Below are 25,580 nucleotides of genomic sequence, written 5' to 3' on the forward strand. Positions count from 1 at the left end.
GGCAGGGCGCCCCACCAGGCGGCCTGCCGGGCCGACGCCCGTCACGCCTGGTAGTGAAAACCAGGGGGAAAGAGAAGGAGAACTGTCGTGGCACGCCACATCTATGCCTGCCCGATGCGGTGGTCCGACATGGACGCCTTCGGTCACGTCAACAACGTGGTCTTCCTGCGCTACCTGGAGGAAGCCCGGATCGACTTCATGTTCACCCAGGCCGCCGAGGCCGGGGCGGGCGAGTTCGCCGGCGGCTCGGTGGTCGCCCGGCACGAGATCGACTACAAGCTGCCGCTGGTGCACCGGCCCACGCCGGTGACCATCGAGACCTGGGTGACCAGGATCGGTGGTGCCTCGGTGACCGTCGCCTACGAGGTGAAGGACACCGACGAGGACGGCGTCGAGCGGGTGTACGTGCGGGCGTCCAGCGTGGTCGTGCCCTACGACCTGGCGGCCGGCCGGCCGCGGCGGATCAGCCCGGTGGAGCGCGAGTTCCTGGGCCGGTTCCTGGTGAGCGAGGAGCTCCGCACGGCTGCCTGAGCCGGTGGTCCTCCGCCGCCGTGTCGTCCTGTCGTGTCGTCCTGTCGTGTCGCCCCGCTGTCCCTGTCGTCGCACCGAACGAAGTGAGCGCCCTGTGACCAGCCCTGCCGCACTCGCCCTAGCGGACCCCGCGGAGGCGGCCGACCTCGCCGCCTTCCTGGGGCGTCTGCTGCGCTTCGACCGTGCGGCGGCCGTCCGGCTCCAGGCGGTCCCCGGGGACGCGGGCGAGGCGCAGCAGGGCGCCGGCGTGCTGGCGGTGTTCGGGCGGCTGCCGCTCGGCACGGCCGGGGCGGTCGCGGTGCGCACCGCCCGGCTGGCCTCCCTCACGGCGGCGGCCGATCTCACGGTCTCGGCCGGCCAGTTGCTGGAGGGAGTGGACGAGGACGGCGGCACGGTCGCGGTGCCCACGTCCGTCACCGGTCCGGCGTGGGCCGGCCTGCTCCCGCCGCGGACCGGCTGGAAGCCGCTCGGCGAGCTGGCCGCCGATCAGATCTTCCCTCAACTGATGTCTGGTGTGCGGGAGTTCAAGGAGCGCAGCGCGGCCGTCCCGGAGCAGCACCGCAGTCGCGCGGTGCTCGACGAGCTGGCCGACGAGATCTGGGCGCGCCCGCTGGACGCCGTGCCCGCGCTGCCGTTGCGGGCGGCCCACGCGGCGTACGTGATCGGGTTCCTGCACCCCGGCGTGCCGCTCTCCGCGCATCGCGCCGGGGGCTGGCTGCGGCTGAACGCACCGCACGGCTCCGTCGCGGTGCGCGCCGCGGCGGCCCCGGGCGCGGGCCTGGGCCTGACGCCCCTGATGGCCTAACGGCTACCGCAGCCGCGCTACGGCCGCTGGGCCCGCTGCTCGTTGTGCGGGTGGACGGTGATGTGGTCGCTGCCGAGGTTGAGCGCGACGCGGTGCTCGATGCCGAGGGCGTCGAGGAACTCCCGGGGCAGCTGGACGCGCCCGCTGCGGTCGAGCATGGCGTACTCGGTGTGGCTGGTGCTCTGCGCGCCGTCCTCGCCGGTGTGGGTGTGGCGCAGGATCTCGGTGCTGGTGCGCCCGTCGCGGATCGCGACGGTGCGCCGCACCTCGCCGGCCACCATCGGGTCGTGCGTGACGATGACGATGGTGACGCCGAGCTCCCGGTTGACGGTGCGGAACGCCTGGAAGATCGCGTCGGCGGTCTCGCTGTCGAGCTCGCCGGTCGGCTCGTCGGCGAGGAGCAGCGCCGGGTTGTTGGCCATCGCGACGGCGATCGCCACCCGCTGCTGCTCACCGCCGGAGAGCTGGGCGGGCCTGCGGTGGGCGAGGTGGGCGATCCCGAGGGTCTCCAGCAGCTCGTTGGTGCGGGTGCCGCGCCGCTTGCTGAGACCGGGGCTGAAACGCGTGCCGTTGAGCTGCATCGGCAGGGTGACGTTCTGCGCGGCCGTCAGGAAGGGCATCAGGTTGCGGGCGGTCTGCTGCCAGACGAATCCGATGGTGCGGCGCCGGTAGTCGAGCCGCTGGCGCGAGGTCAGGTGCAGCAGGTCGTTGCCGTCCACGGTGGCGGAGCCGGCCGTCGGGGTGTCCAGGCCGGCCAGGATGTTGAGCAGGGTGGACTTGCCGCTGCCGGAGGCGCCGACCAGGGCGACCAGGTCGCCCTGGGTGACCGTCAGGTCCAGGCCCTGGAGTGCCTGGACCTCGACGCTGTCGGTGCTGAAGATGCGGACCAGGCGGTCGCAGGTGATGACGGCGTCGTGGCTGTGCTCGGGGACGTGCCGGGAGGCCTGGGCGCGCCGCTGGAGTTCCTGGTACGTGGGCTCATGGCCCACCGTGCTGTGGTCGGTGTCGCTCACTGGTGTTCACCTGCTCTCAGTTCGGTGTTGATCTGCCGCCGCCCGGAGATCGCGGTCTCCACGCACACCACCAGAACGGCCAGCGCGGCCAGTCCCGCCGCCTGTTGGAGCACCGGGAGCACCGCCGGGTGCAGGGCGCCGGCCACGGTGGTGCCCTCCATCGCCGACAGGTCGATCGACCCGCCGAGCAGCGGCACGGTCAGGAAGGCGATCGCCGCCCCGGCCAGCGCCGCGATCAGGGCCTGCGGCAGGGCCTCGATCAGGATCAGTGCCAGGCCCTGCCGGGGTCGCAGGCCCATGGTGCGCAACCGGGCCAGCAGCGCGGCCCGTTCGGGTGCCGCGCGGAGCAGGGTGAGCAGCAGGGACAGCACGGTGAAGCCGGCCGCGCCGCCCACCGAACCCCAGAACAGCCGGGTGGCCGCGCGTTCCAGCGGGTCGGCGCTCAGCAGCCGGGCGTAGCTGGCGCGGGTGAGGATGGAGTACGAGGAGTCCGCGAACGCCTTGTCCGCCGACGGGGTGCCGGGCGTGCCCGCCGGGGCGGTGCCGCCGGCCGGTCCGGCCGCCGTCGGGTCCGTCGCGGGGGCCGGCCGGCCCGCGTCGAGCTTGCCGAGCAGAGCCCGCAGCGGTCCGGCCTCCAGGCCGTCACCGGTTCCGAACCAGGTGGTCGGGTTGTCCCACAGCGGTTTGGCGTTCGGCAGCTGGCGCACGACGGCCGGGCCGGAGATCAGCAGGATCGGCTGTCCGCCGCCGCCGTCCGGCAGGGCCGGCGTACCGTCCACCGTGCCGACCACCTTCAGGCTCAGCCGGCCGTACGGAACCGGGAGTTCGGCGAAGTTCAGGCCGTCGCCCAGGCGCGCGGCCAGGCTCGGGCTGGCGAGTGCGGCCACCGGGTCGCCGGGCGCGGAGCCCGCGTCGGAGAACACCGCCGGGTCGAACCGTCCGATGCCGATGTGCTGGGCCAGCGCCGCGTAGGACGTCGGGTCGATGATCACCATGGTCACCCCCGCGCTCGGGCCGACCGGGGCGATCAGGTCCACCACCGCGGCGGTTCCGCCGCGCACACCGGGCAGTGCGGCAGCCGCCGCGGCGAAGCCCGAGGGCAGCCCGTCCGGCCGCACCGCGTTCACCTGGGCGTCCCCGCCGACGAGTTGACGCACCCCCGCGATGCGCCCGGCGTCGGCCGAGGCGAGCACGGTGACGCCGAAGCCGGCCGTGGTGACTGCCAGCAGCAGCGCCAGCAGCGGAAGGACGGTCGGGGTGCGACGGCCGCCGCCCGAGCCGCGAGCGATCCGGGCCAGGCCGATGAACCCGATCGCCCCGGGCCGGCGCCGTGCCCAGCGTGCGGCCGGTGCGAGCAGCAGGGGGAACAGCCGGGCCAGCACGAGCGCCCCGACCAGGGCCAGCAGCAGCGGAGCCGCGCTCAGCAGCAGGTCCAGGCTGGTGCCGGGCGCGGCCGCGCCGCGCCGGCGCACCGCCAGTACGGCCGCCGTGGCCACGACCAGCACCACCGTCTCGGCGATCACCCGCCGTGGATCCCCGAGCCGCAGCCGGGAACGCCCGGAACGGCCGGGCCGGGCGCCGCCGCCCGCACCGCGCCGCAGCCGGCCGGCCCAGAGCAGGCCGACCGCGCGCAGCGGAAAGGCCAGCAGCGCCAGCAGGCCGACCGCGCCGCCGGCCAGCACCGCTGCCGTCCATCGCTGGGTCGGCAGCAGCCGCAGGGCCAGCGCGGTGCCCGCCACCGCGGCCGGCAGCACCGCCACCGCGCTCTCCCCCAGGAGCCGGGCGCCGATGCCGCGCAGCGAGCCACCACGGGCCCGGGCGAGCGAGAGCTCGGCCCGTCGCCGGTCGGCGGCCAGCCCGGCGGCCAGCAGCAGGACCACCAGGGCGACGGCGCCCGCGCCCAGCGGACCGATCGCGTAGAGCGCCGCCGCGGCCGACTGCTCCTGCTGCGCCTGCGTCAGCAGTCCGGGCAGCATCGAGGTGAGACGCAGCTCGGGGACGCCGGACTGCTGCGGCAGGGCGTCCGCCCGGGCGCCGTCCAGCGCCGAGGAGACCACCGACTGTGCCTGGCCGAGCCGGTGCGCGGGCAGGCTGTGCGGGTCGGCCGAGATCTGCCAGAACAGCTCCGCGTCACCCTGCCAGAAGGTCAGCAGCGGGAGCTCGGACGCACCGACCAGCGCGGTCGCGGTCCAGTAGGGGCTGGGCAGGTCGGGTGGGTGGGACTTCATCCGCAGGCAGGGGCCGGTCAGACAGGCCGTGGCGCTCCAGAAGTCGCTCGCGGCGTCGGTGGGCTGGAAGATCCCGACCACCACGGCGTGCACGATGGGCGCGCCGACGTCCATCGACGGGCTCTGCGAGGCGGTGCTGAGGTCGGCGCCCACGGTGACGCCGAACCGGTCGGCCGTCTCCTTGGACAGCGCGATCTGGTAGCGCGTGGAGTAGCCGTAGGCGTTGACGGTCGGTGGGTCGGTCGGCAGGGTCCCGGCGATCAGGTGGACCTGGTCGGCCTGCCCCTGCAGGTAGGCCAGGCTCAGTTCGGGCGCGATCCCGCCGGGGCGCGGCAGGGCGGCGTCGGTCAGCGACCGGGCGCCCGTGGTGCGCCCGCCGACGGCGTCCGCGGAGGCCGGGGCCGGGCGCAGCGGGGCGCTGAGGTCGGCGCGGATCGCCTGCGCGCCGGCGGTGAGGCGGGCGTCGTTGTAGTAGGCACGCAGCCGGCCGGGGTCCGGGTCACCCGCGTGGGGCATGGTCGTGCGGCCCACCAGGCTGCGCGGGAGCGGGCCCGCGTTGCTCAGCAGCCCGTCGACCGCCCGGTCCGCGTCGCGGTCCAGCGTCCGGGGGAGCGCGGCGGCCAGGAAGGCGGTGCCGAGGACCAGGACGGCCAGCAGTAGCGCGGCGGCCCGGCTGGTGCGCAGCCGCGTGCGTACCCAGGGGGCCGCGGTGCGCGCGGATGGCTTCAGCGGGTTCATGTGTCCTCCGAGTAGCGCAACCGGGCGGCGGTGTCGGCCGCGCGGGTCGGCTTGAGCACGGCCCGCAGGGTCAGCAGGACCGGCAGCGCGGCGACCGCGAGCAGGAGCAGGGCGACCTGGCCGGGCGGCAGCTGCACCAGGACCGCGGGAACCGGCCGGTGCGCGGTCGGGGTGAGCACCACGAGCGGGACCACCAAGCGCACCAGCAGCACCCCGAGCCCCGCGCCGACGCCCAGCCCGAGCAGGATCACCAGCGTCTGTTCGGCGGCGGTGATCCTGGCCAGCCGGCGCTGCGGGGTGCCGAGCGCGCGCAGCACCGCGAACTCCGCGGCGCGTTCGCCGGCCGTGCCGGCCGCCCCGGCGGCGAAGCCGATCGCGGCGAGGGTGGCGGCGATCACGCTGAGGGCGAGCAGGGCGCCCTGCGGTGCCGCGCCCAGCGGGTCGGTCCGCAGCGCCGCGACCTGCTCGGCGTCGACCTGGAACACCGTGGAGGTGCTGCCCGACCGCAGCGCGGCGGCGGCCCGGGCCGGCCGTGGGTCGGTGGGGCTGTCGCCGGGCAGCCACCACTCGGTCGCGGTGAACGCCGGCTGGCGGGCGGCGGTGAGGATCCGGTCGATCGAGGCGAGGTCGGCCAGCAGCCCGGCGCCGGTGCCGCCGGGCTCCTCGCCGTTCAGGGTGGGCAGACCGCGGACGGCGGCGACCAGGTGGAACCGCAGGGTGCTGAGGCCGAACTGGACGGGCACGATCTGGCCGACCGCTGTCCCGGTGGCGCGCAGGTAGTCCTCGGTGGCGACGGCGTCCAGGGTGCTCGGGACGGGCAGCGGGCCGCCGTCCGGGCCGGCGGCGCCGATCACCGCAGTGCCGCTCTGGTCGCCCACGCCGGCGCTGTAGTGCAGGCTCACCGGGGCCTGCGCGCTGATCTGGTCCAGATGGGCGGCGGTGTCGGCCTCGTCCACGCGGCTGCTCGACGGGCCGACGCAGTGCACCGACCACCGCAGGTCGGCGGTCGGGGTGGCGGTGCCGGCCGGCCCGGTCGGCGTGTCCGCGGTGGCGATCCGGCGCAGGGTCAGGTCCAGGCTGAACGCGCTGCGGTCCTGCTCCTGGTAGCTGGTCTCGGCCCCGGTCAGGGTGAGCGGGTAGGCGGCGGCGCCCAGCGGCAGGCCGAGGAGGGGACCGAGGTCGACCGAGACCGTCGCGTCGCCGTTGTGCGGCAGGGCCGGGACCGCCACGTCGTACGGCACCCCGAAGCGGTCGCGCAGCTCCAGCCGCAGGGACGGACCCGGCGCGGGGGTGTCGTCCTGCGAGGATCCCCGATCGAACGGGCTGTCCGACTCGGTGATCCGCACCGAGACGTCCAGGTCGATCCGGACCGGCCGGCCCGGCAGGACGATCCCGCCGGCCGTCGCAGCGGGCGTCGGCGTGGCCAGCGGCCCGAACAGCTGGGCCGGGGTGCGGCCCTGCGTCAGGTCCGGGCGGACCCGGACGTACCGGGCGGCCTGGGCGCTGTCCAGCGCGAGCAGCGTGCCGATCTTGCCGTTCTTCAACGGCAGTTGCTGCCGCGAGACCGGGAGCACCCGATCGCCGCCGGGCAGCGCGCCGAGCACGCCGCCCTGGCCGAGCGAGGGGAGTTCGGTGCTGGTCACTCGCAGGCCGCCGGCCGTCGCGCTGTCGGCCTGGTCGCGCTGTGAGCGGTTCCAGGTGGCGCCCTGACCTATCGCCAGCATGCCCATCGAGACGGCGAGTACCAGCAGCAGCGCCGGGCCGGACTGCCGCGCGGGCCGGCGGGCGAACTGCCAGCCGGCCAGCGCGGCGGCCAGCCCGCGGCCCCGGCCGGCCAGCCGTTCGCCGATCCGGGCCAGCGGCGGCAGCACCCGCAGCACCAGCAGGGTGCCCGCGCAGAGCACCAGGGTGGGGGCACTGACCAGCACCGGGTCGATGCCGAGCCGGCCACCGGCGTCGGCGGAGAGCCCGCCGCCGCTGTAGTGGGCGAGTTGGAGGTAGGCGAGGACGGCCAGCGCGATCAGCGCCAGGTCGGCGCCGGAGCGGGCCAGCCCGGAGACCAGCGCCTGGCGCCGGCCCGCCCGCCGCAGCGCGACCGAGGCGGCCGCCCGCAGCGCGGTGGGCGCCAGCACCGCGACCACGCAGCAGCAGCCGACGGCCAGTGACACGATCCAGTCGCGCAGCGCCAGGCCGTTGCCGAGCCGCACCCCGGCGCCGGCCAGCGGGCCGTACGAGCAGAGCAGGCCGAACAGCGGCGGGGTGAGCAGCGGTCCGAACAGGACGGCGGGCAGCGCGAGCAGGGCGGCCTCGGCGGCGCTCAGCGCGACCATCCTGCGCCGGGCCGCGCCGCGTGCGGTGAGCAGCGCGTTCTCGGCCTGCTGACGTTCGCTCAGCAGCCGGGTGACCAGCAGCAGCGCGGCGCCGGCCAGGACCACCAGTTGCAGCGCGCCGATCAGCAGGGTGGAGCGGGCCACCAGCAGGCCGGAGCGCAGGTCGTCCAGGGCCTGCGGCAGCGCGCTGGTGGCCTGCAGGCCGAAGTCGGCCTGGGCGTCGGCGGTTCCGGTGGCGACCCGGGCGCGCAGCGCGTCCAGGTCGGCGGTCCCGATCCGGCTGAAGTCCGCGGTGATCAGCCAGTGCAGGTCGTGCTGGGTGGCGGCGCCGCCGGTGAAGGCGCTGTCGTCGGCGAGCAGCGGGCCGTAGTCGGTGAAGCCGCTGACCTGGAGGCCGTGGCCGCCGAGCGGGTCCAGCTGCCAGTACGGGTCGCCGTCGTCCAGCGGGCGGTAGCTGCCGGTGACGGTGACGGCCAGGTCGGCGCCGCTGTAGCGGTCGGTGAGGTGCAGGGTGGCCGGCAGCGTCTGGGGCTTCAGGCCGAGCCGGGCCAGCGCGATGTCGGGGACGGCGACCTGGGTCGGCGCGCCGTTGCCCGCGGCGTGCGCGGGCAGGCGCCCGGAGGTCAGCCGGACGTGTGCGGGGTCCAGCGAGGCGAGGATGGTGAGGTCGGGGAAGTCGGTGGCCGGGCCGGTGGTGGGCGGCAGTGCGTACGGGTTGCTGACGGCGAGTTCGGTGACCGGGGCGGCATGGCTGCCGAAGAGCTCGGTGGCCAGCTGGTGTGCCTTGTGGTCGGCGTCCGCCCGCCCGCCGAGCGGCACTGTCGCGCTCGCCAGGACGGCCGCCCGCCCCCGGTCGCCGGTGGACAGCGCCCGCCGCAGACCGGCGTCGCCGACACCGCTGTCGAAGGCGCTGAGCGCGCTGAGCACTCCCGCCGTCAGCAGGACGGTGAGCAACGCGGCACCCGCCAGGGCCAGTCGACTGCGCAGTCTGCGCAGGACGAAGCCGCCCATCGCGTCAGTCCCCTCCCCGTAGCCGTGCCGGCGCGCGGAGGTTCGCAGAACCGCAGCCCGACCGGGCTCCGCCGTGCGGGACATGCGCACCGGATATCGGGCGATGCTCTCAGAGCGCGAACGTGGCTGGAAGAGGCTGGTTTGAAGAGTGTCCCAAAGGGCACTTCCCGCCCGAGGGCGTCACCGATCGGCGACTACCCGGCGGAGTTGACCATCGACGCTGCGGCATAGGTGAGGTAGTCCCAGAGCTGCCGCTCGGCCTCCGGAGCGAGCGCCAACTCGTCCACCGCGACCCGCATGTGGTGCAGCCAGGCGTCGTGCGCGGCCTGGTCGACCCGGAACGGCGCGTGCCGCATCCGCAGCCGCGGGTGGCCGCGCTGCTCGCTGTACGTGCGCGGGCCGCCCCAGTACTGCATCAGGAACAGCGTGAGCCGCTCCTCGGCCGGACCGAGGTCCTCCTCCGGGTACATCGGCCGCAACAGCTCGTCCTGGGCCACCCCCTGGTAGAAGCGGTGCACCAGCCGGCGGAAGACGCTCTCGCCGCCGACCGCCTCGAAGAAGCTCTCCTCTTGCACCGTTCCCGGCTGGATCTCGTTCACCCGACCATCGTCGCAGACGCCTGCGGGGCCGTACACCGGGACTTCCGACGTACGACCCCGCCCGCGTGCGACCCTGCCGCTACGCGTCGTCCCAGCTGAACAGACGCAGCGCGATGAGCGTCATCACGGCGGCGAAGGCGAGCAGCCCGCCCATCGCCGGCAGCGCGTCCGTCACCCCGCCGCCGCGGCTGAGCACCGACTGGGAGGCGGTGACCAGGTAGTGCAGCGGGAACACCTTGGACAGGCCCTGCAGCCAGCCCGGCGAGCCGTCCAGCGGGAAGAACGAGCCGGAGAGGAAGGACATCGGCAGGATGATCAGCTGGTTCATCCCGTTGGCCGCCTCCTCGGTCTTCGCGAAGGCGCCGGTGACCAGTCCGATCGACATGAAGGCGATGGTCGCGCAGAGCACCAGCGGCACCACCAGCCACCAGTCGCCGGTCAGCTTCAGCCCGAACACCGGGGTGGTGGCCACCGCGAGGAAGATCGCCGTCTGGGTCAGAGCGACCAGCAGGCTGACCGCCACCCGCGAGCCGACCACCGCCGCCACGCTCACCGGCGCCAGCCGCAGCCGCCGCAGCACCCGCTTCTTGCGCCAGTTCACCAGGGTGAGCGAGGCGCCGAAGATCGCACCGGTGGCGATCGCCCAGCCGAGCAGGCCGGGGGTGAGGAACTGGATCGGCTTGAGCGAGTTGTCCTCGACGGGCCTGGCCGTGAGCGTGTACTTCGCGTCCTGGTGGGTGGCGTCCTGGTTGGCCTGCTGGACGACGGAGTTCAGCACGGCCTGCACGCCGCCGGCCTTGACCTGGTCCGAGGAGCTGAAGTGCAGCACCGGCTGGCCGTCCGGGCCGTCCTCGACCAGCGCGTCCAGGGTGCCCTTGCGCACCTTCTCCAGGCCGGCCGCCTCGTCGGTGACCCGGGTGATGGTGAGCACCTTCTCCAGGTTCACCCGGTCCTGGCCCTGGACGCCGTCCAGCACCTGCACCGGTCCGAACTGGGCGACCTTGACGTGCGGGCTGGTGGCGCTCTTGAAGAGGAAGCCGAACATCACCAGGAAGATCAGCGGCATGAGCAGGACGAAGAAGAGCGCCATCCGGTCCCGGACGAACGCCACGATCATCACGCGCGACAGGTTGAGGAACGCGCTGGCCCGTTCCCTGCCGGCCTCGGGGGAGGGAGTGCTCATGCCCGGTACTCCCGTCCGGTCAGGTGGAGGAAGACGTCCTCCAGGGTGGCACCGCGCACTTCGAGGCCGCGCAGGGCGCCCTGCTCGGCCAGCACGGTGAGGATCGGTCCCGGAGCCCTGGTGGAGACCGAGAGCGAGACCCCGTTGTCCTCCAGGTTGGCGATCTCCGCGCCGCCCGCGGTGAACAGCTCGCGGGCCGCGTCGGCGCTCAGCTGGCCGGACTCGACGCTGACCCGCACGGTGTCGTCCAGGTCCCGGACCAGCGCGGCCGGTGCGCCGGTGCGCAGTACCTTGCCGTGGTCCATCACCGAGACGCGGTCGCAGAGGATCTCCGCCTCGTCCAGGTAATGGGTCGTCAGGACGACCGTGCGGCCCTCGGCGTTGATGTCCCGCAGCAGGTCCCAGAGGTTGCGGCGGGCCTGCGGGTCGAGGCCGGTGGTCGGCTCGTCCAGGAAGACCAGTTCGGGGTCGTGGGCCAGTGCGCAGGCGATCGAGAGCCGCTGCGCCTGGCCGCCGGACATCTTGTCGGTCAGGATGCCGGCGGAGTCGGTCAGCCCGACCCGCTCCAGCATCGCGTCCGCCCGCTTGGAGCCGACGCCGTAGAAGGAGGCGAAGGTGCGGATGGTCTCCCGCGCCGTCAGCTTGTCGAAGAACGCGGAGGCCTGGAACTGCACCCCGATGCGCGGCAGGAGTGCCTTGTTGCGCGGCCAGGGCGCCATTCCCAGCAATTCGACACGGCCCTCGTCGGGCTCGCGGATCCCCTCCAGGATTTCCAGTGTGGTGGTCTTGCCGGCGCCGTTGGGGCCGAGCAGACCGTAGAACTCGCCAGTCTCGACGGTGAGTGACACACCGTCGACAGCCTGGACATCCCCGTACCGCTTCCGGATCCCGTCAGCGGATATTGCAGTTGTCATAAGCCCAGACCTTAGAGGAGCCAGGGCCCGTCAGATCCAGTCCTTGCGCTTGAAGCTGACGTAAAGAATTGCGGAAATGACGACGGTGGCCCCCGTGGAGACGTAGAAGCCCCATTGCGCGCCGAAGCCCGGGTAGGGGACGTTCTGGCCGTAGAAGCCGGTGATCGCGGTGGGCACGGCGATGACCGAGGCCCAGCTGGTGACCTTCTTCATGATCAGGTTCATCCGGTTGCCCTGGACGGTGAGGTTGGTCTCCATGATCGAGGTGACCATGTCGCGCAGTGACTCGGTCCACTCGGTGGCGCGCAGGACGTGGTCGTAGATGTCCTGGTAGTAGGGCAGCAGCGGCTCGGCGACGATGTGCAGGTCGCGGCGGAGCAGGCTGTTCACCACCTCGCGCATCGGCAGGACGACCCGGCGCAGCCGCACCAGGCTCTTGCGCAGTTCGAACGAGCGGCGCTGGACCGACTCGATCTCCTTGCTGCTGTCCTCGAACAGCATGTCCTCGACCTCCTCTATCCGGTCGTCGAGGTCCTGGACGGCGGCGAAGTGGCTGTCGACGACGAAGTCGAGCAGGCCGTACAGCAGGAAGCCGACCCCGTGCTTGACCAGGTCCGGGGTCTCGTCCCAGCGGGCCACCACCTGCTCGATGTCGAAGCCGGGGTCCTTGCGGACGGTGATCAGCGCGGTGTCGGTGATGAACGCCGAGACCTCGCTCGGCGTCAGGACGCCGCTCTCCTGGTCGGTGCGGATCAGGTAGGCGCTCAGGAAGGAGTGCGTGCGGTAGCGGTCCAGCTTGGGGCGCTGGTGCTCGTTGCGGGCGTCCTCCACGGCCAGCGCGTGCAGGCCGAACTCCTCGCTGATCATCGCGAGGTCCTCGGGCCCGGGCGCGCACAGGTCCAGCCAGACCAGCGCCGACGGGTCGGACACGTACTCCGAGATGTCCTCGACGGGGAAGTCCTCGAGCTCGAGGTTGCCGTTGCGGTAGAGCCTGGTTCTAGCCATGCGGGACAGGGTAACCAGCCATTCTGCGGCCTTCGTCAGCGGCCTGGGCGCAGGTCCGTGCCGGGCACCTTGGCGGTGGCGAGGGCGATCCGGTTCCAGGTGTTGATGGTGACGATCAGCGCCAGCAGCCGGCCGAGTTCGGGCTCGGGGAAGTGCGCGGCGGCACGGGCGTAGACCTCGTCCGGGACGCCGTCGTGGGCGACCAGGGTGACGGCCTCGGTCAGCGCGAGGGCGGCCTGCTCCTCGGGCGTGAAGAAGTGCGCGGCCTCCCGCCAGAGCGCGACCAGGTGCAGCCGCTCGTCGCTCTCGCCGGCCTTGCGGGCGTCGGAGGTGTGCAGGTGCAGGCAGTAGGCGCAGCCGTTGAGCTGGGAGGCGCGGATCCGGACCAGTTCGGCCAGCGCCGGGTCCAGGCCCTCGCGGGCGGCGGCGTCGAGGCCGAGCAGGGCCCGGTAGGCCTTCGGGGCGGTCTGGGCGAAGTCGACGCGGGCGGCGTTGGTGGCGTTGGTGGTGTTGGTGGTCGTCATGAGGACGAATCTACGGCGCTCGGCGACCTTGGATAGGGTGCATTTCCATGGCGGAATCATGGGTCAATTCGGCGCAGCGGATCGGTGTCGACCTGCACCTGGAGCTGTCCGGCGCGGGCAGCCGCCGGGCCGTCCTCGGGCGCGCGCTGCGCGACGCCGTGCGGGACGGCCGGCTGGCGCCCGGCACCCGCCTGCCGGCCTACCGCTCGCTGGCCGCGGACCTCGGCCTGGCCCGGAACACGGTGGCCGAGGCCTACGCCGAGCTGGTCGCCGAGGGCTGGCTGACCGCGCGGCAGGGCTCCGGCACCCGCGTGGCGCAGCGCGCCGAGCCGGTCGTCCGGGGGCGTGAGCCGCGGCCTGGGCTGCGGCAGACGTCGACCCGGCCGACTTCTGACGCCGCCCCTCGGCACGACCCCCGGCACGACCTGCGGCAGGGCCGGCCGGACGCCGCCTCCTTCCCGCGCGCCGCCTGGCTGAGCGCCGCCCGCCGCGCCCTGAACGCCGCTCCGCACGAGGCGTTCGGCCCCGGCGACCCGCAGGGGCGGATCGAGCTGCGCCGCGCGCTGGCCGACTACCTGGCCCGCGCCCGCGGCGTGCGCACCACGCCCGAGCGGATCGTGGTCTGCTCGGGCGTCGCCCACGCACTGCGGCTGCTGTTCGCCGGCGGGGTGCTCCGCGGACCGCTGGCCGTCGAGGCGTACGGGCTCCCCTTCCACCGCTCGATCCTGGCGGCCGCCGCGATCCGCACGGTGCCCCTGGAGGTGGACGACCACGGCGCCCGGGTACCGGAGGCGGCCAGCGTGCGGAACGTGCTGCTCACGCCCGCCCACCAGTTCCCGACCGGCGCCGCGCTGCACCCCGAGCGGCGCGCCGCCGTCGTCGACCGGGCCCGCGCCCGCGACGGGCTGGTCGTCGAGGACGACTACGACGGCGACTTCCGCTACGACCGCGAACCAGTCGGCGCCCTCCAGGGGTTGGACCCCGAGCGGGTCGTCCAGCTCGGCTCGGTCAGCAAGAGCCTGACCCCGGCGCTGCGGCTGGGCTGGATGGTCCTGCCCGAGCACCTGGTCGACGTGGTGCTGGCCGCAAAGGGCGAACGGGAGGCCTGGGCGAGTGCGCTCGACCAGCTCACCCTCGCCGACTTCATCGACTCGGGCCACTACGACCGCCACGTCCGCCGGATGCGCCAGCACTACCGCGGGCGCCGCGACCGGCTGGTGGCGGCGCTCGCTGCACACGTCCCGCACGTCGTCCCCACCGGCATCGCCGCCGGCCTGCATGCCGTGCTGCGCCTGCCGCCCGGCAGCGAGCGCCGCACGCTGGAGGCCGCCGCCCGGCAGGGCCTCGCGCTCGACGGCCTGGCCGCCTTCCGCCACCCGGACGCCGCGCCGACCGCCGCCGACGGCCTGGTGGTCGGCTACGCCGCCGCGCCGGACCACGCGTACGGCGCGGCACTGGAGGCGCTGTGCCGCGCGCTGCCGCCCGGCTGACAGCAGACCTGAGGAGGTCTGAGCAGGCGTCAGCCGGCGTCGGGGGGCAGCACCTCGGCCAGCCCGGAGAAGGTGAAGGCCGTCTCGCCACCGCCCTCCAGGGCCTGCGCGAGCCGGGTCAGGTCGCGGGCGTCCAGCTCGGGCAGGGCGTCCAGCGGGTACCAGGCCACCTCCAGCGACTCCGAGTCGTTCACCCGGGCCCGGCCGCCGACCGCCGTGCAGCGGAAGGTGAGTTCGAGGTAGCGGGTCTGGTCGCCGTTCGCGTACGTGGTCAACGGCGAGACGCTCACCGAGGTCAGCGACTGCGGGACGGCGATCACCCCGGTCTCCTCGAAGCACTCCCGGACGGCGGCGTCGGCCGGCTCCTCGGCCGGGTCGATGATCCCGCCGGGCAGCGCCCAGGCGCCGGTGTCCGCGCGCCGGCCCAGCAGCAGTCGGCGGTCGTCGTCGAGAACGACGGCGATGGCACAGGACAGCCAGAGCGGACGCGTACCGATCAGCGTGCGCAGCTCGGCGATGAAGGGGGGAGTCGGCATACCGCCGACCCTATCCCGCGCAGGCCCTAAGCTCTCCGGTCATGATCGATCCGAAGACGCACGTCCGTATCGCCCGCCCCTCGCGCGACCTCGCCGCCGCCGAGCGCTTCTACGTCGACGGGCTCGGCCTGGCCGTCCTGTGGCGTACCACCGAGCGTGTCCCGGGCGAGCACGACCTGCTCATGGTCGGCCCGTCCGGCGGGAGTTGGCACTTCGAGCTGACCCGCGATCCCGAGCGGCCGCTGACCCCCACCCCCACCGTGGACGACCTCTTCGTCGTCTACCTGGGCGAACCCGTCACCGATGACCTGACCGACCGTCTGATCAGCTCCGGCGGTACCCGCGTGACCGCCCACAACCCCTACTGGGACCAGCACGGCGTCACCGTCGCCGACCCCGACGGCTACCGCCTGGTGCTCTGCGCCCGCAGCTGGTGACCCCGGCGAGGCAGCCTGCGCTGCGCGGACTGTCGGTGGGTTGACGGGAGGTCAGGGGCCGTCGAGGCCGATGACGGTGCCGAAGGGGTCGACGAGCTGGCAGATCCGGCGGTCGGGGCCGACTTCGAGGGGGCCGCGGTGGTGGGTGCACCCGGCGGTGAGCAGACGGGTGCGGGCCGAGCTGAGGTCGTCGACGGACCAGTACGGGACGGGGCTGCTGCCGCGCGGGTTGCGAGCGTCGTCGGCGGGGCGGAAGGCGAACTCGGTGTCGGCGATGTCCAGCCAGGCGAACACGGACTCGCCGTCGCGGTCGAGGTGGACGTCCGTTTCCAGGACGTCGGCCCACCAGCGGGCCGCCCGTTCGGGGTCGGGAGTGAACACCATGACGCTTCGCACGGATCGGAACACCAGTCCTCCTGCGGGAGTTCGCCGGTCTCGTCGGCTGCCGCCCCCAGCCCACCACACCGGTGATCCGTTGCGCCAGCGCCGGCCGGGCGATCGGACGACGGGACAGACCGGGGCACCACGGCGCCCCCGCACGGCGCGGGGGCTGTCGTGGGCCCGGGGGGTGCTGCGAGTCTGTGGGCTGCGGACTACGAGGCGGAGGTGGTGGGTGCCATGGCCGGCACGTCCTTGGGCTCGACGCTGAGTGTGCTGGGGCGGCGGGTGTGGGCACGCGGGCAGGAGCTGGAGCTGATGCACCGGGCGCTGGGGTTCGCGGCGCTCGGGTTCGTGACCCTGGTGCCGCTGTTGATCGTGGTGGCGGCCGCCTCGCCGGGACGCGGTCCCGGGTTCGCGGGGTGGATGGTGGACGGGCTCGGGGTGTCGGGACGGTCGGCCGACGCGGTCCGCCAGCTCTTCTCCTCCCCCCGGAACGTGCTGAGCACGACCACGGCGCTCAGCCTCGCGGCGGTGGCCTTCTTCGGGGTCTCGTTCCTGGCCGCGGTGCAGAACGGCTACGAGCGCATCTGGCGGCTGAAGGGCGCCCCCTGGCACTCGGCCTGGCGCCAGACGCTCGGCCTGGCCGGGCTGACGGCCTACCTGCTGGCCGCCTCCTGGGCGGGCACGCCGTGGCGGGGGCAGGTGGTCCAGCCGTGGCTGGGGCTGACCTGGACGCTGGTCGTCGGGGTGCTGTTCTTCTGGTGGCTCCAGCGGCTGCTGCTGAGCGGGCGGGTGGGGTGGCGCGCGCTGTTCCCGGGGGCGTGCGCGACGGTGCTCGCGCTGGTGGGGCTGCGGGTGTTCTCGTGGCTGGTCTTCTCGCCGCTGATCATCTCCAGCGCGCTCTCCTACGGGGCGATCGGCACGGTGCTGGTGGTGCAGTCGTGGCTGATCGGCGTGGGTTTCACGGTGTTCGCGGGCGCACTGGTGGGGCAGGTCCGCTGGGAGGAAGAGCAGGAACAGCAGGAACAGCGCGAAGGGGGTCCCGTCCAGCAGGACGGGACCCCCGGAACCGGCTGAGCCCTACGCGCGGTGCAGGGTGATCGTGGTCCAGGCACCGACGTGGATCCGGTCGCCGTCGTTCAGCGGGACGGCCGTGTGCGGCGCGATCGGCTCGGCGCCGCCGTTGACCGTGGTGCCGTTGGTCGAGTCCTGGTCCACCAGCACCCAGCTGCCGTCGGGCTGCTCGGCGAGGAGGGCGTGCTGGTGCGAGGCGCCCGGGTCCTCCGGCGGCACCGACAGGTCGATCTCCGGCACGGTGCCGCGGTGCTGGCTGCGCCGGCCGATCCGCAGCTGGCCGCGGCCGGTCAGCGGGATCCGCCGCTCGGGGCAGTACGGCGGGAAGAAGAGGCCGGAGGCCTCCGGCCCGCTTCGCGCCATCATGTCGGTGAAGTAGTCCCGGTCGGCGCTGACCACGGCCATCCAGGTGGACCGGGCCGGCGGCTCGGGCCGCACCGGCTGGGACGGCGGGGGCAGGTGGAACGAGGTCGGGTACGGCTCGCCGCCGCCCATCGCGGGCTGCTGCTGGGCCTGTTGCCGGCCGTAGCCGTTCTGCTGCTGGCCCAACTGCTGCTCCGGCTCCGGCTGCTGCTGCGGCGGGTAGCCGTAACCGGGGGCCGGCGGCAGGTGGGCGGGCGGCGGGGGAGGCGACATGGGCGCGGGCGGCGGGTACTCGTACCCGTGCTGCTGCTGTGGCGGCTGGTACTGCTGCTGAGCCGGCTGCGGCTGGTACTGGTGCTGCTGGTGCTGCTGCGGGGACGGCGCCTGCTGGGCGGCGAGGTCGTAGTCGTACCCGCACTCCTCGCAGTACCGCCCGGTCTGCGGCGTCCGGCAGATCGGGCAGGTGAGCAGGCCCTCGGTCATGCCGCCGACCGGGCTCGCGCCCAGGCCCGGGCCCCCGTTCATCGGGCCGGGCATCCCCCCGGGCATCGGCGGCAGGTGCGACGGAGGAGGCGGCGGCGCGCCGAACGGCCCGGCGGCGCCCGCACCGCCGGGTCCGGCAGCGCCGGGCGGCGTCATCGGGAAGCCACAGAAATCGCACCAGTCCTCGGCCTGCGACTCATGGCCCCTAGGGCAGATCGGCATCAAGTCCCCCACATCTCAGCAGGTCCGGCCCTGACAGGAACCAGGTCACGGTCAGCTCACTTCTTCACACGTACGGTCTTGGTGGAGCGGGTGTCCAGGGTCATCGAGTCCGCCTCGCTGACGTCCTTACGGAATCGAACCGTACCCTCCTTCGGGTCCACCACATCCACCACCTTCTGCAACAACCGGTACGTCCCCTCGTTCCCGGTCTGGTGCGCCAGCCGGACGGCCGCACCCAGCTTGGCGGTGGCCAGGTCGAGATTGCCGGCGCGGTGCGCCTCCAGCCCGACCTGGATGGACTCGGCCAGCTCGGCCTGGCCGGTGTAGTGCGCGACCTGCGGGCTGATCCGGGTGGACGAGGCCAGGTCGTCCGTCCAGACCGCCTTGACCAGCCCTTGGGACAGCACCTCGGTGCTGCCGTCGGACTGCGGCAGCACGAGGCTGATCCGGGCGGCCAGCATCTCGTTGCCGACGGCGGCGGACGGGACCTCGACACAGACGTGGTAGTCGCGGCTCTCGTCGCCCCAGGAGCCGGTGGGGTAGTCGCCGGCCCGCGGGCCGGCCTCGGCGCGGCGCCCGGTCAGGTCCTCCAGGTCGGGCGCGACCTGCTTGACGAACTTCACGGAGGCGTTGGCCGGCGTCCAGATCCGCAGCGCCACGTCGGCGACCTGCTTGCTCATGGCGGTCGTCATCATGCCGCGGAAGTCCTCGGCGAGGCCCGACGGTTCGGCGACGATGTCCACGGTGCCCAGCAGCGCGGAGGAGATCCGGCGCAGCTCCGGCAGCTCCCAGTCGGTCCCGACGCCCCGGCAGTCGGAGGTGTAGTGGCCGGTCACCCGGTCCAGCACGCGCTGCAGGTCCTCGGGCTTCTCGTGCTCGTTGCGGCCGTCGGTGAGCAGGATGGCGTGCCGGATGGCTATCTCGCGGCGGGTCAGGAAGAGCTTGTCGGCCTTGTCCAGCCAGGTGCCGATGGCGGTGCCGCCGCCCGCGCTGAGCTTGCGCAGCGACTGCTTGGCGGCCTCCCGGGTGCGGTCGTCGGCCACCGCGAGGCTGCCGTCGCCGGGGTAGATGTCCTTGGCCTCGTGGGTGCCGGCGACCACCGCGAAGGCGACGCCGTCGCGGATGGTGTCGATGGCGACGGCGGTCGCGTCGCGGGCGTTGCGCATCTTGGTCGGCGGGTAGTCCATCGAGCCCGAGCAGTCGACCATGATCACCACGGCGGAGTCGCCGCTCGGCGTGGGCGCCGCGTCCAGCGCGCCGAGCGGGCGGCCGCCGGTGGTGCCGCCGCCGGTCGAGGTCACCGTGACGATCGCGTTGACCTCGCGGGCGCCGTCGGCGAGGTACTCGTTCTGGAAGATGTCGGTGGTGAACTGCGGTGGGTTCGACTTCGACAGCTTGGCCATGGCCGAGAGCTCCTGATTCGGGGAGGAGAAGGGGTGGGGGCGGGTCTGCCGAAGAGTCAGTCGGACGGGACGCCGGGGGCGGGGACCGCCGGGACAGCGGGGACGGCCGGCGGCGCGGGCGGCATCGGGGGCAGCGGCGGAGGCGACACCGGGGGACCGCGGCGACCGGCGGGGCCGGTGCGACCGGCCCGCCCTGCGCGGCCGCCTGCGCGGGCACCGGACGCAGCACCTTCATGTCCAGCAGCGTCTCGGTGTACCCCTCGACGGTCAGCGGCGCGACCGGCAGCACGGCGACCGTGATGTTGTCGTGCCCGCCCGCGGCGATCGCGAAGTCGACCAGCACCCGGGCCGCCCTCAGCGGGTCGGTCCGGGCGTCGGCCCGCACCAGGTCGGCCAGCTGGGTGGCGGCCTCGGCGTAGTTCCACAGGCCGTCGGTGCAGACCAGCAGCACGCCGGGGACGTGCGGGGTGAAGCTCACCGTGTGCGGCTCGACCTCCTCGGCGTCGGCGCCCAGCCAGCCGGTGATCGCATGCGCCCGGGCGTCCGCGTAGGCCTCGGCCTCACCCATCAGGCCGGCCGAGACCATCCGGGCCGCCCAGGAGTCGTCCTCGGTCAGCCGGTACGGCTCGGCGCCCTCCCGGTCGTCCGGGATCCAGTACGCGCGGCTGTCGCCGACCCAGCCGACCGTCACCACGCCGCCCGTCGCGATGGTGCTGACCAGCGTGCAGGCGGGGGAGTTGGCGTGCGGGGTCGGGTCGGTGCCGTCGAAGGCCAGCGCGGCCACCGCGTCGGCGGCCGTCATGATCGCCTGACGCATCGCCGGCTCGGCCGCTACGCCCTGGTCGAGCGAGGTCAGCAGCGACTGCGAAGCGGCCTCGGCGGCGGCCTGCGAGGCCGCGTCGGGGCGCGAGGCGGAGGAGACGCCGTCGCAGACCACCGCCAGCACGGCGGACGCGCCGCCGGGCAGCGCGGTGGTCGCGAGCATGAAGGAGTCCTCGTTGCGGTGGTGGCGCACGCCGCGGTCGCTGACGCCCGCGACGCCCGGCATCGACGACTCCATGTGGTCGCGCGGGCGCGGCTGGACGCCCCCGCAGGCCTCGCAGTAGCCGTCGGACGCGACCTGCTGCGCACCGCAGTGCACGCAGCCGGGCCCGGCCGGCTTCAGCTCGAAGTCCGGCTCCGGGGCGGGCGGGGGCACGGGCGCGGTGAGGTTCGTCCCGCAGGCGCCGCAGAACGCGTCGTCCGGGTCGAGCGGCTCCGCACAGGTCGGGCACACGGTCTGTTGCGGCATCAGCTCACACCCAAGTCCGGGGACGGGTCCGGTTCGCCCGCTCCACCATCGCGATCCTGCTCTCCGCCCGATCGGACAACCGGGCCAGTACCCGGTAGGAGCGCTCCAGGGCGAAGCGCAGTTCCCGTTCGTTCGCGGGATGTCCGAGGACGGTGAGCTCTGCGGGGGCGGCGCCCCCGGTCGGCGGAGCCGGCTGACCGGCCGGCTGGCCGGACGGCAGTGCTCCCTGCTGGGCCGGCCGGCCGGCCAGCACCCAGCCGAGTGCGGCACCGAGCAGCTCCACCGAGAGCTCCTCGCGCCGACGGTCGTCCAGCCCGAGCGCGGTCAGCTGGGCCGAGCTCGCGCCGAGGTCGGCGGCGAGCGGCTCGTACGGCGCGCGCTCGCGCAGCCGGGAGCGGACGCTCGCTATCCGGGCGGCGGTGAAGTGGTTCGACGTCTCCGGTACCGACTCCAGCGCCCGTACGGCCCCGGAGCGGTCGCCGGCCGCCAGCCGGACCCGGGCCAGACCGAAGGCGGCGCTGACGTAGGAGTGGTCGGTGCTCCACACCAGGCGGTAGAACTCGGCGGCGTCCTCGCCGTTGCCCAGCAGCTCGGCGCAGACGGCCAGTGCCAGCTTCGGCGCGGCCTCGCCGGGGAACGCGTCGTACACCGCGTCGAAGGCCTCGGCGGCGGCCTGCACCTGGCCGCGGTCGCCGGTGGCGCCGGAGGCGACCAGCGAGGCGAGGCCGCGGTACCAGACCACCCGCCAGTCGTCGGGCTGGTCGGCCTCCAGCGCGGCCATCGCGCGCTTCACCGCCGGGAGGTCGCCCAGCTCGATCCGGGCCCGCAGCTCGCGCAGCTGGCGTTCCACCGAGTGGGTCGGCGCGCTCTGCAGGGCGCTGATCGCCTCGCCGGGACGGGTGGCCATCAGGGTGGCCAGGAAGCCGGCGTTGGGGTCGTTCGGGTCGACCCGGGGCACCGGGAGGGCCAGTGCGGCGGCGGCCGCGTCCAGCCCGGCGACCTTCGGCAGGCCGGGCGCCGAGCCGCTGCCCTCGGCCAGCAACTCGGTGTCCACCACCCGAAGTTCGGGGCCGAACAGGGTGGACAGGGCGGGCCGGGGCAGCCCGTCCTGGAGGGCCAGGATCTCGCGCAGCACACCGGTCAGCTGGTCGGCCATCTCCTCGGCCGAGGAGAACCGGCGGCTCGGGTCGGGGTCGGTGGCGCGGACCAGCAGGCGGTAGTACGACTCGTACTGCTCGAAGAGCGGGACCAGCTCGGGTCCGGGCAGCTCGTCGAGGTACTGGGTGCTGTAGCCCTGGAAGTCGAAGGTGAGCACGGCGAGCGTGCGGGCCACCGTGTAGAGGTCGGAGGACGGCGACGGGCCGTCGTACGCGATCTCCGGCGCCTGGTAGCCCTTGGTGCCGTAGATCGGGCCGTCGTCGTCGAAGCGCCGCACCGCGCCCATGTCGATGACCTTGAGCGAGTCCTCGCTCTGGATCACGTTGTCGATCTTGAAGTCGCAGTAGATCAGACCGCGGCTGTGCAGGTAGCCCAGCGCGGGCAGCGCCTCCAGCGCGTACGCGATGGCCTGCTCGACCGGCAGCGGCGCGCGCCGGCCGTCCGGGGTGCGGCGCTCGTTGGCGATGTCCTTGAGCGACTTGCCGCCGACGTACTCCATGACGATGTAGCCGTCGACCGAGCCGGAGCCGTCGGGGTGCTCGACGAAGTTGATGATGCGCACGATGTTCGGGTGGTCGACCTCGGCCAGGAACCGGCGCTCGGCGATGGCCACCGCCAGGGCGTCCTCGTCCCCGGTGTCCAGCAGGCCCTTGAGCACCACCCAGCGGTCGCTGACCCGGCGGTCCACCGCGAGGTAGATCCAGCCCAGGCCGCCGTGCGCCAGGCAGCCGAGCACCTCGTACTGGCCGCCGACCAGGTCGCCGTGGCGCAGCTTGGGGGTGAACGAGTACGCGGTGCCGCACTGGGTGCAGAAGCCCTCGGGGCGGCCGGGCACGCCGTTCTTCTCCCGGCCCACCGGCGACTCGCACTTGCTGCAGTAGCGCTTGCGCTCGGGCACCTCGGGGTTGGCCAGCACCGCCGAGGCGGGGTCGAGCCGCGGCACCGGAGGGACCGTCACGAGCCCGGCGCCGAGCCGCGAACGGGAGCTGCCGGTGGTGGTGCCCTTGCTGCTGCGTACCGAGACCGAGCCGCGGGTGCCGGTCCGGGTGGAGCGGTGCGAACGGGAGCGGCCGGACATCGAGCGGGCCGAGCCGGTGCGCGAGGAGCGGGCGGAGTCGGACGACTGGCGGGCGGCGGGGACCGAGCCGGACGGGACCGCGGCAGATGGGACGGCGGCGGACGGGAGGCTCGGCGCGGCCGAGGCCGCGATCCCGCACTCGTCGCAGTAGCCGTCCGCGTCGATGCCGCCGGTGCAGCCGGCCTGGGCGCAGCGCGGGCTGCCGAACGAGCCGGTGGGAGCGCTCACCGCGCCGCTCACCGGTCCGCTCACCGGTCCGGTGGCCGGTGCCGCGCCCGACGCCGGGGCGAGTCCGCACTCACCGCAGTACCCGTCCGCGTCGATGACCCCGCCGGAGCACCCCGGCCGTACACATGCTTCGCCCATGACTCTCAGACCCCCTGACCGTTCTGCTGTCCGTAGTACTGCTGTCCCCCGCCGGACTGACTCCCGCCGGGCTGAGCGTCCCGCGGCGCCGCCGCGTGCGCTCCACTCGCCGGACGCAGCGCCTGCTGGAACCTGGCGACCGCCGCCGCGGCGGCCCGCAGGTCGCACGGGGCGCTCCAGAGCAGCCAGCGGGCCTTCTCGTAACGCTCGATCACCTCGGGGTCCTCGGCCACCCCGAGCCGTGCCGCCATCGCCTTGTACGCGTCGAGCCGGCCGCGCAGCTCGGCCCGGACGGCCAGCGGCGCGGTCACCTCGCCGAGCGACTGGCGGGCCCGGGTCAACTCCTTGGCGGCCTGCTCCTCCAGCGTGTCCAGCAGCGGCGCGAGCCGGTGCCAGTGGCCGTTCTGCTGGAGCTCGGCCGCCTGGTGGATCCGCTCGCGCAGCGCGGAGAGCGGGCCCGGCACGGCCGGCACCTCGGTGGCGGCGATCTTCGCCAGCACCTCGCCGCGCGCCTGGCGGGCCTCCACGAGGGTGGCGTCGGCGCGCTGCAGGAGGTCGGCGACCTGCTGCAAACGCTCGTCGGCCTCGTCGCGCAGCCGCAGCAACTGCTCCAACTCGACCCGGACGCCGTCCAGTGCGCGGCCGGCCCGGTCGAAGCGCTCGGTGTCCACCGCGCCCTGGGTGTTCGCCGCGCCGCCGCCCGGATCGGTGCCGCGCTGGGCCGGCACCCGGGCCGGGCGCCACAGGGCGAGCGGGTCGGTCAGCACCTCGGCCCGCAGTGCCGTCAACTCGACCTCCAGCAGGCCGAGGTCGTCGCCGAGCGGGTGTGCTCCGGCCTGTACGCCGACCGATCCGGCCAGCGTGCGGACCCGGCGCAGTTCGGCGAGCAGCAGGTCGATCCGGGCGGGGAGCGCCGACCAGACCGCGTCGGCGGCGTTCACCACCTCCAGCACGGTGGCGTACCAGGCGTTCATCCGGTCCAGCAGCTGGGCCAGGCTGATCTGTTCCACCAGCCGGGCCGGTCCGCCCAGTTGGCGGGCCACGTCGGGCAGCTGACCGCCCGGGACGGTGACCGCCCGGCCGCGTAGCAGCTCGCTCAGCTCGGCCAGTTCGGGGGAGGTGGGGCGCACGCGGCGGGAACGGACGGCGCGCGCCGAGGCGAGCGCTTCGACGTACCGGTCGAAGAGTGCCCAGAGCAGCGTCAGGCCGGGCTCGGCCACGGACCAGCGCTCCTCGGTGCGCCCGGACAGGACCGCGCCCTCCAGCAGCCGTCGGCCGGGGTGGTCCTGGAGCGCCAGCAGCGCGGCCTCGACGGCCTCGCGCTCGGCGCTCAGCCGGGCCAGTTCGCGGTCCACCTCCTCCCGGCTCATCACCGGGCCCGCGGATCCTGTCAACGCCACGCCCTCCCCCTCGTCCCTCTGGTCCTGTTCGTGCTGGCTTTCTTGCTGTTACGGAAGGTAGTTGGCGGGCGGCGGGCCGTTGGACGGACCCAGGTAGGGGCCGAGCCACTTGTCGTAGCTGGCCTGCCAGCCGTTCTGCCGGTAGTCCGCCAGCACCTGGTTGACGCGGGCCACCAGGTCGGTCGCGCCCTTCGCCATGGCGATGCCGTACGGCTCCGCGGTCAGCGAGGGGCCGATCACCTGGACCGTCGGGTCCTGGGCGGCCTGGCCGACGGCGAGCGCGTTGTCGGTCATGGTCGCGTCCACCTGACCCAGTTGCATCAGCACCAGGCAGTCCAGCTGGTTGCCCACCACCGTGATCTTCGCAGCTCCGTGCTGATCGCTCTTCAGTTCGCTCTGCGCGGTCGAGGAGTCCGCCACGCAGACGGTCTTCCCCTTCAACGCCTGGCCGATGCTGGTTGCCTTGGCCGACCGCGGCACCACCACCTGCTGTCCCGCCTCGAAGTACGCCGTCGAAAAGGCGACATCGTTGAGCCGGTCGCAAGTGATCGACATCGTACGCGCGATCAGATCCACCTGGCCGCTCTTAATGGCATTAATACGCTGATCAGTCGGCACGGTCTTGAACTGGACCTTGTTCGGATCGCCCAGGATCGCCTTGGCCACCGCGTGCACCAGGTCGATGTCGAAGCCCTCCAGCTGGCCGGTGGCGGGGTCGCGGAAACCCCAGCGGTAGCTGTTCTGGTCGACGCCGGCGATCAGCACGCCGCGCCGCTTGATGGCGCTGACCGCCGGGCCGCTCTCGTCCAGGCTGGGCCGCACGCTCTTGGTCGGGTCGCAGGCCGGGGTCGCCTCCGGTGCGAGCGCCGGGGTCAGTGCGGGCGCCGCCGTGGTGCGGACCTCCCCGGTACCGCTCTGCGCGCTCGCACTCATGGTCAGGGTGAGCGGCACCAGCAGGGCCGCCGCCAGCACCCCCGACCGGATCCGCCTTCTCGTCCTCGCCATCGTCCCAGCCCC

Annotated in this window: 22 protein-coding genes and 1 pseudogene; 7 read left to right on the plus strand and 16 right to left on the minus strand. The window is 73.9% G+C overall.

Annotated features, from left to right (window positions below; all coding sequences use genetic code 11):
- The first annotated feature begins 87 nt into the window (after positions 1-87).
- The gene (locus tag BS80_RS05885) at positions 88-531 is read left to right on the plus strand and encodes an acyl-CoA thioesterase (protein WP_035794088.1); all 444 of its coding nucleotides are present in this window, start codon (positions 88-90) and stop codon (positions 529-531) included.
- Between the two features lie 94 nt (positions 532-625).
- Positions 626-1,336, plus strand: coding sequence for a hypothetical protein (locus BS80_RS05890; protein ID WP_035794089.1), 711 nt, complete (start codon positions 626-628; stop codon positions 1,334-1,336).
- Positions 1,337-1,353: 17 nt separating this feature from the next.
- Here the strand turns inward: BS80_RS05890 and BS80_RS05895 are convergent, their stop codons facing one another.
- The 8 genes from BS80_RS05895 to BS80_RS05930 all read right to left on the minus strand — a co-directional run bounded on the left by BS80_RS05895 (position 1,354) and on the right by BS80_RS05930 (position 12,881).
- Entirely contained in the window at positions 1,354-2,349 is a 996-nt protein-coding gene (locus BS80_RS05895) for an ABC transporter ATP-binding protein (protein WP_408607346.1), read from the minus strand.
- Positions 2,346-5,315 carry an FtsX-like permease family protein gene (locus BS80_RS05900; RefSeq protein ID WP_035794090.1) on the minus strand — a complete coding sequence of 990 codons (2,970 nt, stop codon included), beginning with the start codon at positions 5,313-5,315 and terminating at the stop codon, positions 2,346-2,348. Before BS80_RS05900 ends, BS80_RS05895 begins: the two co-directional genes overlap by 4 nt.
- The gene (locus tag BS80_RS05905) at positions 5,312-8,656 is read right to left on the minus strand and encodes an FtsX-like permease family protein (protein ID WP_035794091.1); all 3,345 of its coding nucleotides are present in this window, start codon (positions 8,654-8,656) and stop codon (positions 5,312-5,314) included. Before BS80_RS05905 ends, BS80_RS05900 begins: the two co-directional genes overlap by 4 nt.
- Positions 8,657-8,850: 194 nt before the next feature.
- Positions 8,851-9,255 carry a globin gene (locus BS80_RS05910; protein ID WP_035794092.1) on the minus strand — a complete coding sequence of 135 codons (405 nt, stop codon included), beginning with the start codon at positions 9,253-9,255 and terminating at the stop codon, positions 8,851-8,853.
- Between the two features lie 79 nt (positions 9,256-9,334).
- A complete protein-coding gene (locus BS80_RS05915; protein ID WP_051966149.1) occupies positions 9,335-10,438 on the minus strand; it encodes an ABC transporter permease in 1,104 nt (367 codons plus the stop codon).
- A complete protein-coding gene (locus BS80_RS05920) occupies positions 10,435-11,286 on the minus strand; it encodes an ABC transporter ATP-binding protein (RefSeq protein WP_332262157.1) in 852 nt (283 codons plus the stop codon). Before BS80_RS05920 ends, BS80_RS05915 begins: the two co-directional genes overlap by 4 nt.
- 96 nt (positions 11,287-11,382) lie before the next feature.
- Positions 11,383-12,357, minus strand: coding sequence for a magnesium transporter CorA family protein (locus BS80_RS05925; protein WP_035794094.1), 975 nt, complete (start codon positions 12,355-12,357; stop codon positions 11,383-11,385).
- A 35-nt stretch (positions 12,358-12,392) separates the two neighbouring features.
- Positions 12,393-12,881: a carboxymuconolactone decarboxylase family protein gene (locus BS80_RS05930; protein ID WP_035794095.1), complete on the minus strand. Its 489-nt coding sequence runs from the start codon at positions 12,879-12,881 to the stop codon at positions 12,393-12,395.
- A gap of 47 nt (positions 12,882-12,928) precedes the next feature.
- Here BS80_RS05930 and pdxR point away from each other — a divergent pair, with 47 nt between their 5' ends.
- On the plus strand, positions 12,929-14,371 hold the full coding sequence (gene pdxR, locus BS80_RS05935) for a MocR-like pyridoxine biosynthesis transcription factor PdxR (protein ID WP_035794096.1): 1,443 nt from the start codon (positions 12,929-12,931) through the stop codon (positions 14,369-14,371).
- Between the two features lie 29 nt (positions 14,372-14,400).
- Here pdxR and BS80_RS05940 read toward each other — a convergent pair whose 3' ends face one another.
- Positions 14,401-14,907: an NUDIX hydrolase gene (locus BS80_RS05940; RefSeq protein ID WP_035794097.1), complete on the minus strand. Its 507-nt coding sequence runs from the start codon at positions 14,905-14,907 to the stop codon at positions 14,401-14,403.
- A gap of 41 nt (positions 14,908-14,948) precedes the next feature.
- Here BS80_RS05940 and BS80_RS05945 point away from each other — a divergent pair, with 41 nt between their 5' ends.
- The gene (locus BS80_RS05945; protein WP_035794098.1) at positions 14,949-15,344 is read left to right on the plus strand and encodes a VOC family protein; all 396 of its coding nucleotides are present in this window, start codon (positions 14,949-14,951) and stop codon (positions 15,342-15,344) included.
- Positions 15,345-15,395: 51 nt separating this feature from the next.
- Here BS80_RS05945 and BS80_RS05950 read toward each other — a convergent pair whose 3' ends face one another.
- Positions 15,396-15,752 (minus strand): VOC family protein, encoded by a 357-nt coding sequence (locus tag BS80_RS05950; protein WP_035794099.1) that lies wholly within the window; start codon positions 15,750-15,752, stop codon positions 15,396-15,398.
- Positions 15,753-15,962: 210 nt separating this feature from the next.
- Here BS80_RS05950 and BS80_RS05955 point away from each other — a divergent pair, with 210 nt between their 5' ends.
- A complete protein-coding gene (locus BS80_RS05955; RefSeq protein ID WP_063771908.1) occupies positions 15,963-16,802 on the plus strand; it encodes a YhjD/YihY/BrkB family envelope integrity protein in 840 nt (279 codons plus the stop codon).
- Between the two features lie 3 nt (positions 16,803-16,805).
- On the opposite strand, the gene BS80_RS05960 is transcribed toward BS80_RS05955, so the two are convergent.
- Together BS80_RS05960 and BS80_RS05965 are read right to left on the minus strand one after the other, a co-directional pair.
- On the minus strand, positions 16,806-17,687 hold the full coding sequence (locus BS80_RS05960) for an FHA domain-containing protein (protein WP_051966151.1): 882 nt from the start codon (positions 17,685-17,687) through the stop codon (positions 16,806-16,808).
- Positions 17,688-17,923: 236 nt separating this feature from the next.
- Entirely contained in the window at positions 17,924-19,270 is a 1,347-nt protein-coding gene (locus BS80_RS05965; protein ID WP_035794101.1) for a vWA domain-containing protein, read from the minus strand.
- 233 nt (positions 19,271-19,503) lie between these two features.
- Between BS80_RS05965 and BS80_RS44025 the strand changes: the two genes are divergently transcribed.
- A complete protein-coding gene (locus BS80_RS44025) occupies positions 19,504-19,689 on the plus strand; it encodes a hypothetical protein (protein WP_035794102.1) in 186 nt (61 codons plus the stop codon).
- Here the strand turns inward: BS80_RS44025 and BS80_RS44030 are convergent.
- A pseudogene (locus BS80_RS44030) lies at positions 19,629-20,255 on the minus strand (PP2C family protein-serine/threonine phosphatase); the annotation flags it as partial. The gene BS80_RS44025 and the pseudogene BS80_RS44030 sit on opposite strands and share 61 nt — an antisense overlap.
- Between BS80_RS44030 and BS80_RS44035 the strand changes: the two are divergent.
- Positions 20,254-20,376 carry a hypothetical protein gene (locus BS80_RS44035; RefSeq protein ID WP_408607347.1) on the plus strand — a complete coding sequence of 41 codons (123 nt, stop codon included), beginning with the start codon at positions 20,254-20,256 and terminating at the stop codon, positions 20,374-20,376. The pseudogene BS80_RS44030 and the gene BS80_RS44035 overlap by 2 nt on opposite strands.
- Positions 20,377-20,565: 189 nt before the next feature.
- Here the strand turns inward: BS80_RS44035 and BS80_RS05975 are convergent, their stop codons facing one another.
- From BS80_RS05975 to BS80_RS05985, 3 genes are read right to left on the minus strand one after another with little or no spacing between them, the layout of a single operon-like run.
- Complete coding sequence (locus tag BS80_RS05975) at positions 20,566-23,163, minus strand: serine/threonine-protein kinase (protein ID WP_035794103.1); 2,598 nt, start codon at positions 23,161-23,163, stop codon at positions 20,566-20,568.
- Positions 23,164-23,168: 5 nt separating this feature from the next.
- Positions 23,169-24,563 (minus strand): hypothetical protein, encoded by a 1,395-nt coding sequence (locus BS80_RS05980; RefSeq protein ID WP_232246375.1) that lies wholly within the window; start codon positions 24,561-24,563, stop codon positions 23,169-23,171.
- Between the two features lie 48 nt (positions 24,564-24,611).
- Positions 24,612-25,568 (minus strand): glutamate ABC transporter substrate-binding protein, encoded by a 957-nt coding sequence (locus tag BS80_RS05985; RefSeq protein WP_232246376.1) that lies wholly within the window; start codon positions 25,566-25,568, stop codon positions 24,612-24,614.
- Between the last annotated feature and the right edge of the window lie 12 nt (positions 25,569-25,580).

It is taken from the genome of Kitasatospora mediocidica KCTC 9733, from assembly GCF_000744225.1.
Taxonomy (GTDB): Bacteria; Actinomycetota; Actinomycetes; order Streptomycetales; family Streptomycetaceae; genus Kitasatospora; species Kitasatospora mediocidica.

Excerpts from the sequence above, each read along its gene's own strand:
- BS80_RS05940 (WP_035794097.1), bottom strand. The coding sequence starts at position 14,907 with ATGCCGACTCCCCCCTTCATCGCCGAGCTGCGCACGCTGATCGGTACG.
- BS80_RS05960 (WP_051966151.1), bottom strand. The coding sequence starts at position 17,687 with ATGAACGGGGGCCCGGGCCTGGGCGCGAGCCCGGTCGGCGGCATGACC.
- BS80_RS05900 (WP_035794090.1), bottom strand. The coding sequence starts at position 5,315 with ATGAACCCGCTGAAGCCATCCGCGCGCACCGCGGCCCCCTGGGTACGC.
- BS80_RS05945 (WP_035794098.1), top strand. The coding sequence starts at position 14,949 with ATGATCGATCCGAAGACGCACGTCCGTATCGCCCGCCCCTCGCGCGAC.
- BS80_RS05975 (WP_035794103.1), bottom strand. The coding sequence starts at position 23,163 with ATGGGCGAAGCATGTGTACGGCCGGGGTGCTCCGGCGGGGTCATCGAC.
- BS80_RS05905 (WP_035794091.1), bottom strand. The coding sequence starts at position 8,656 with ATGGGCGGCTTCGTCCTGCGCAGACTGCGCAGTCGACTGGCCCTGGCG.
- BS80_RS05925 (WP_035794094.1), bottom strand. The coding sequence starts at position 12,357 with ATGGCTAGAACCAGGCTCTACCGCAACGGCAACCTCGAGCTCGAGGAC.
- BS80_RS44025 (WP_035794102.1), top strand. The coding sequence starts at position 19,504 with ATGTCCAGCAGCGTCTCGGTGTACCCCTCGACGGTCAGCGGCGCGACC.
- BS80_RS05985 (WP_232246376.1), bottom strand. The coding sequence starts at position 25,568 with ATGGCGAGGACGAGAAGGCGGATCCGGTCGGGGGTGCTGGCGGCGGCC.
- BS80_RS05965 (WP_035794101.1), bottom strand. The coding sequence starts at position 19,270 with ATGGCCAAGCTGTCGAAGTCGAACCCACCGCAGTTCACCACCGACATC.
- BS80_RS44035 (WP_408607347.1), top strand. The coding sequence starts at position 20,254 with ATGAAGGAGTCCTCGTTGCGGTGGTGGCGCACGCCGCGGTCGCTGACG.
- BS80_RS05915 (WP_051966149.1), bottom strand. The coding sequence starts at position 10,438 with ATGAGCACTCCCTCCCCCGAGGCCGGCAGGGAACGGGCCAGCGCGTTC.
- pdxR (WP_035794096.1), top strand. The coding sequence starts at position 12,929 with ATGGCGGAATCATGGGTCAATTCGGCGCAGCGGATCGGTGTCGACCTG.
- BS80_RS05955 (WP_063771908.1), top strand. The coding sequence starts at position 15,963 with ATGGCCGGCACGTCCTTGGGCTCGACGCTGAGTGTGCTGGGGCGGCGG.
- BS80_RS05930 (WP_035794095.1), bottom strand. The coding sequence starts at position 12,881 with ATGACGACCACCAACACCACCAACGCCACCAACGCCGCCCGCGTCGAC.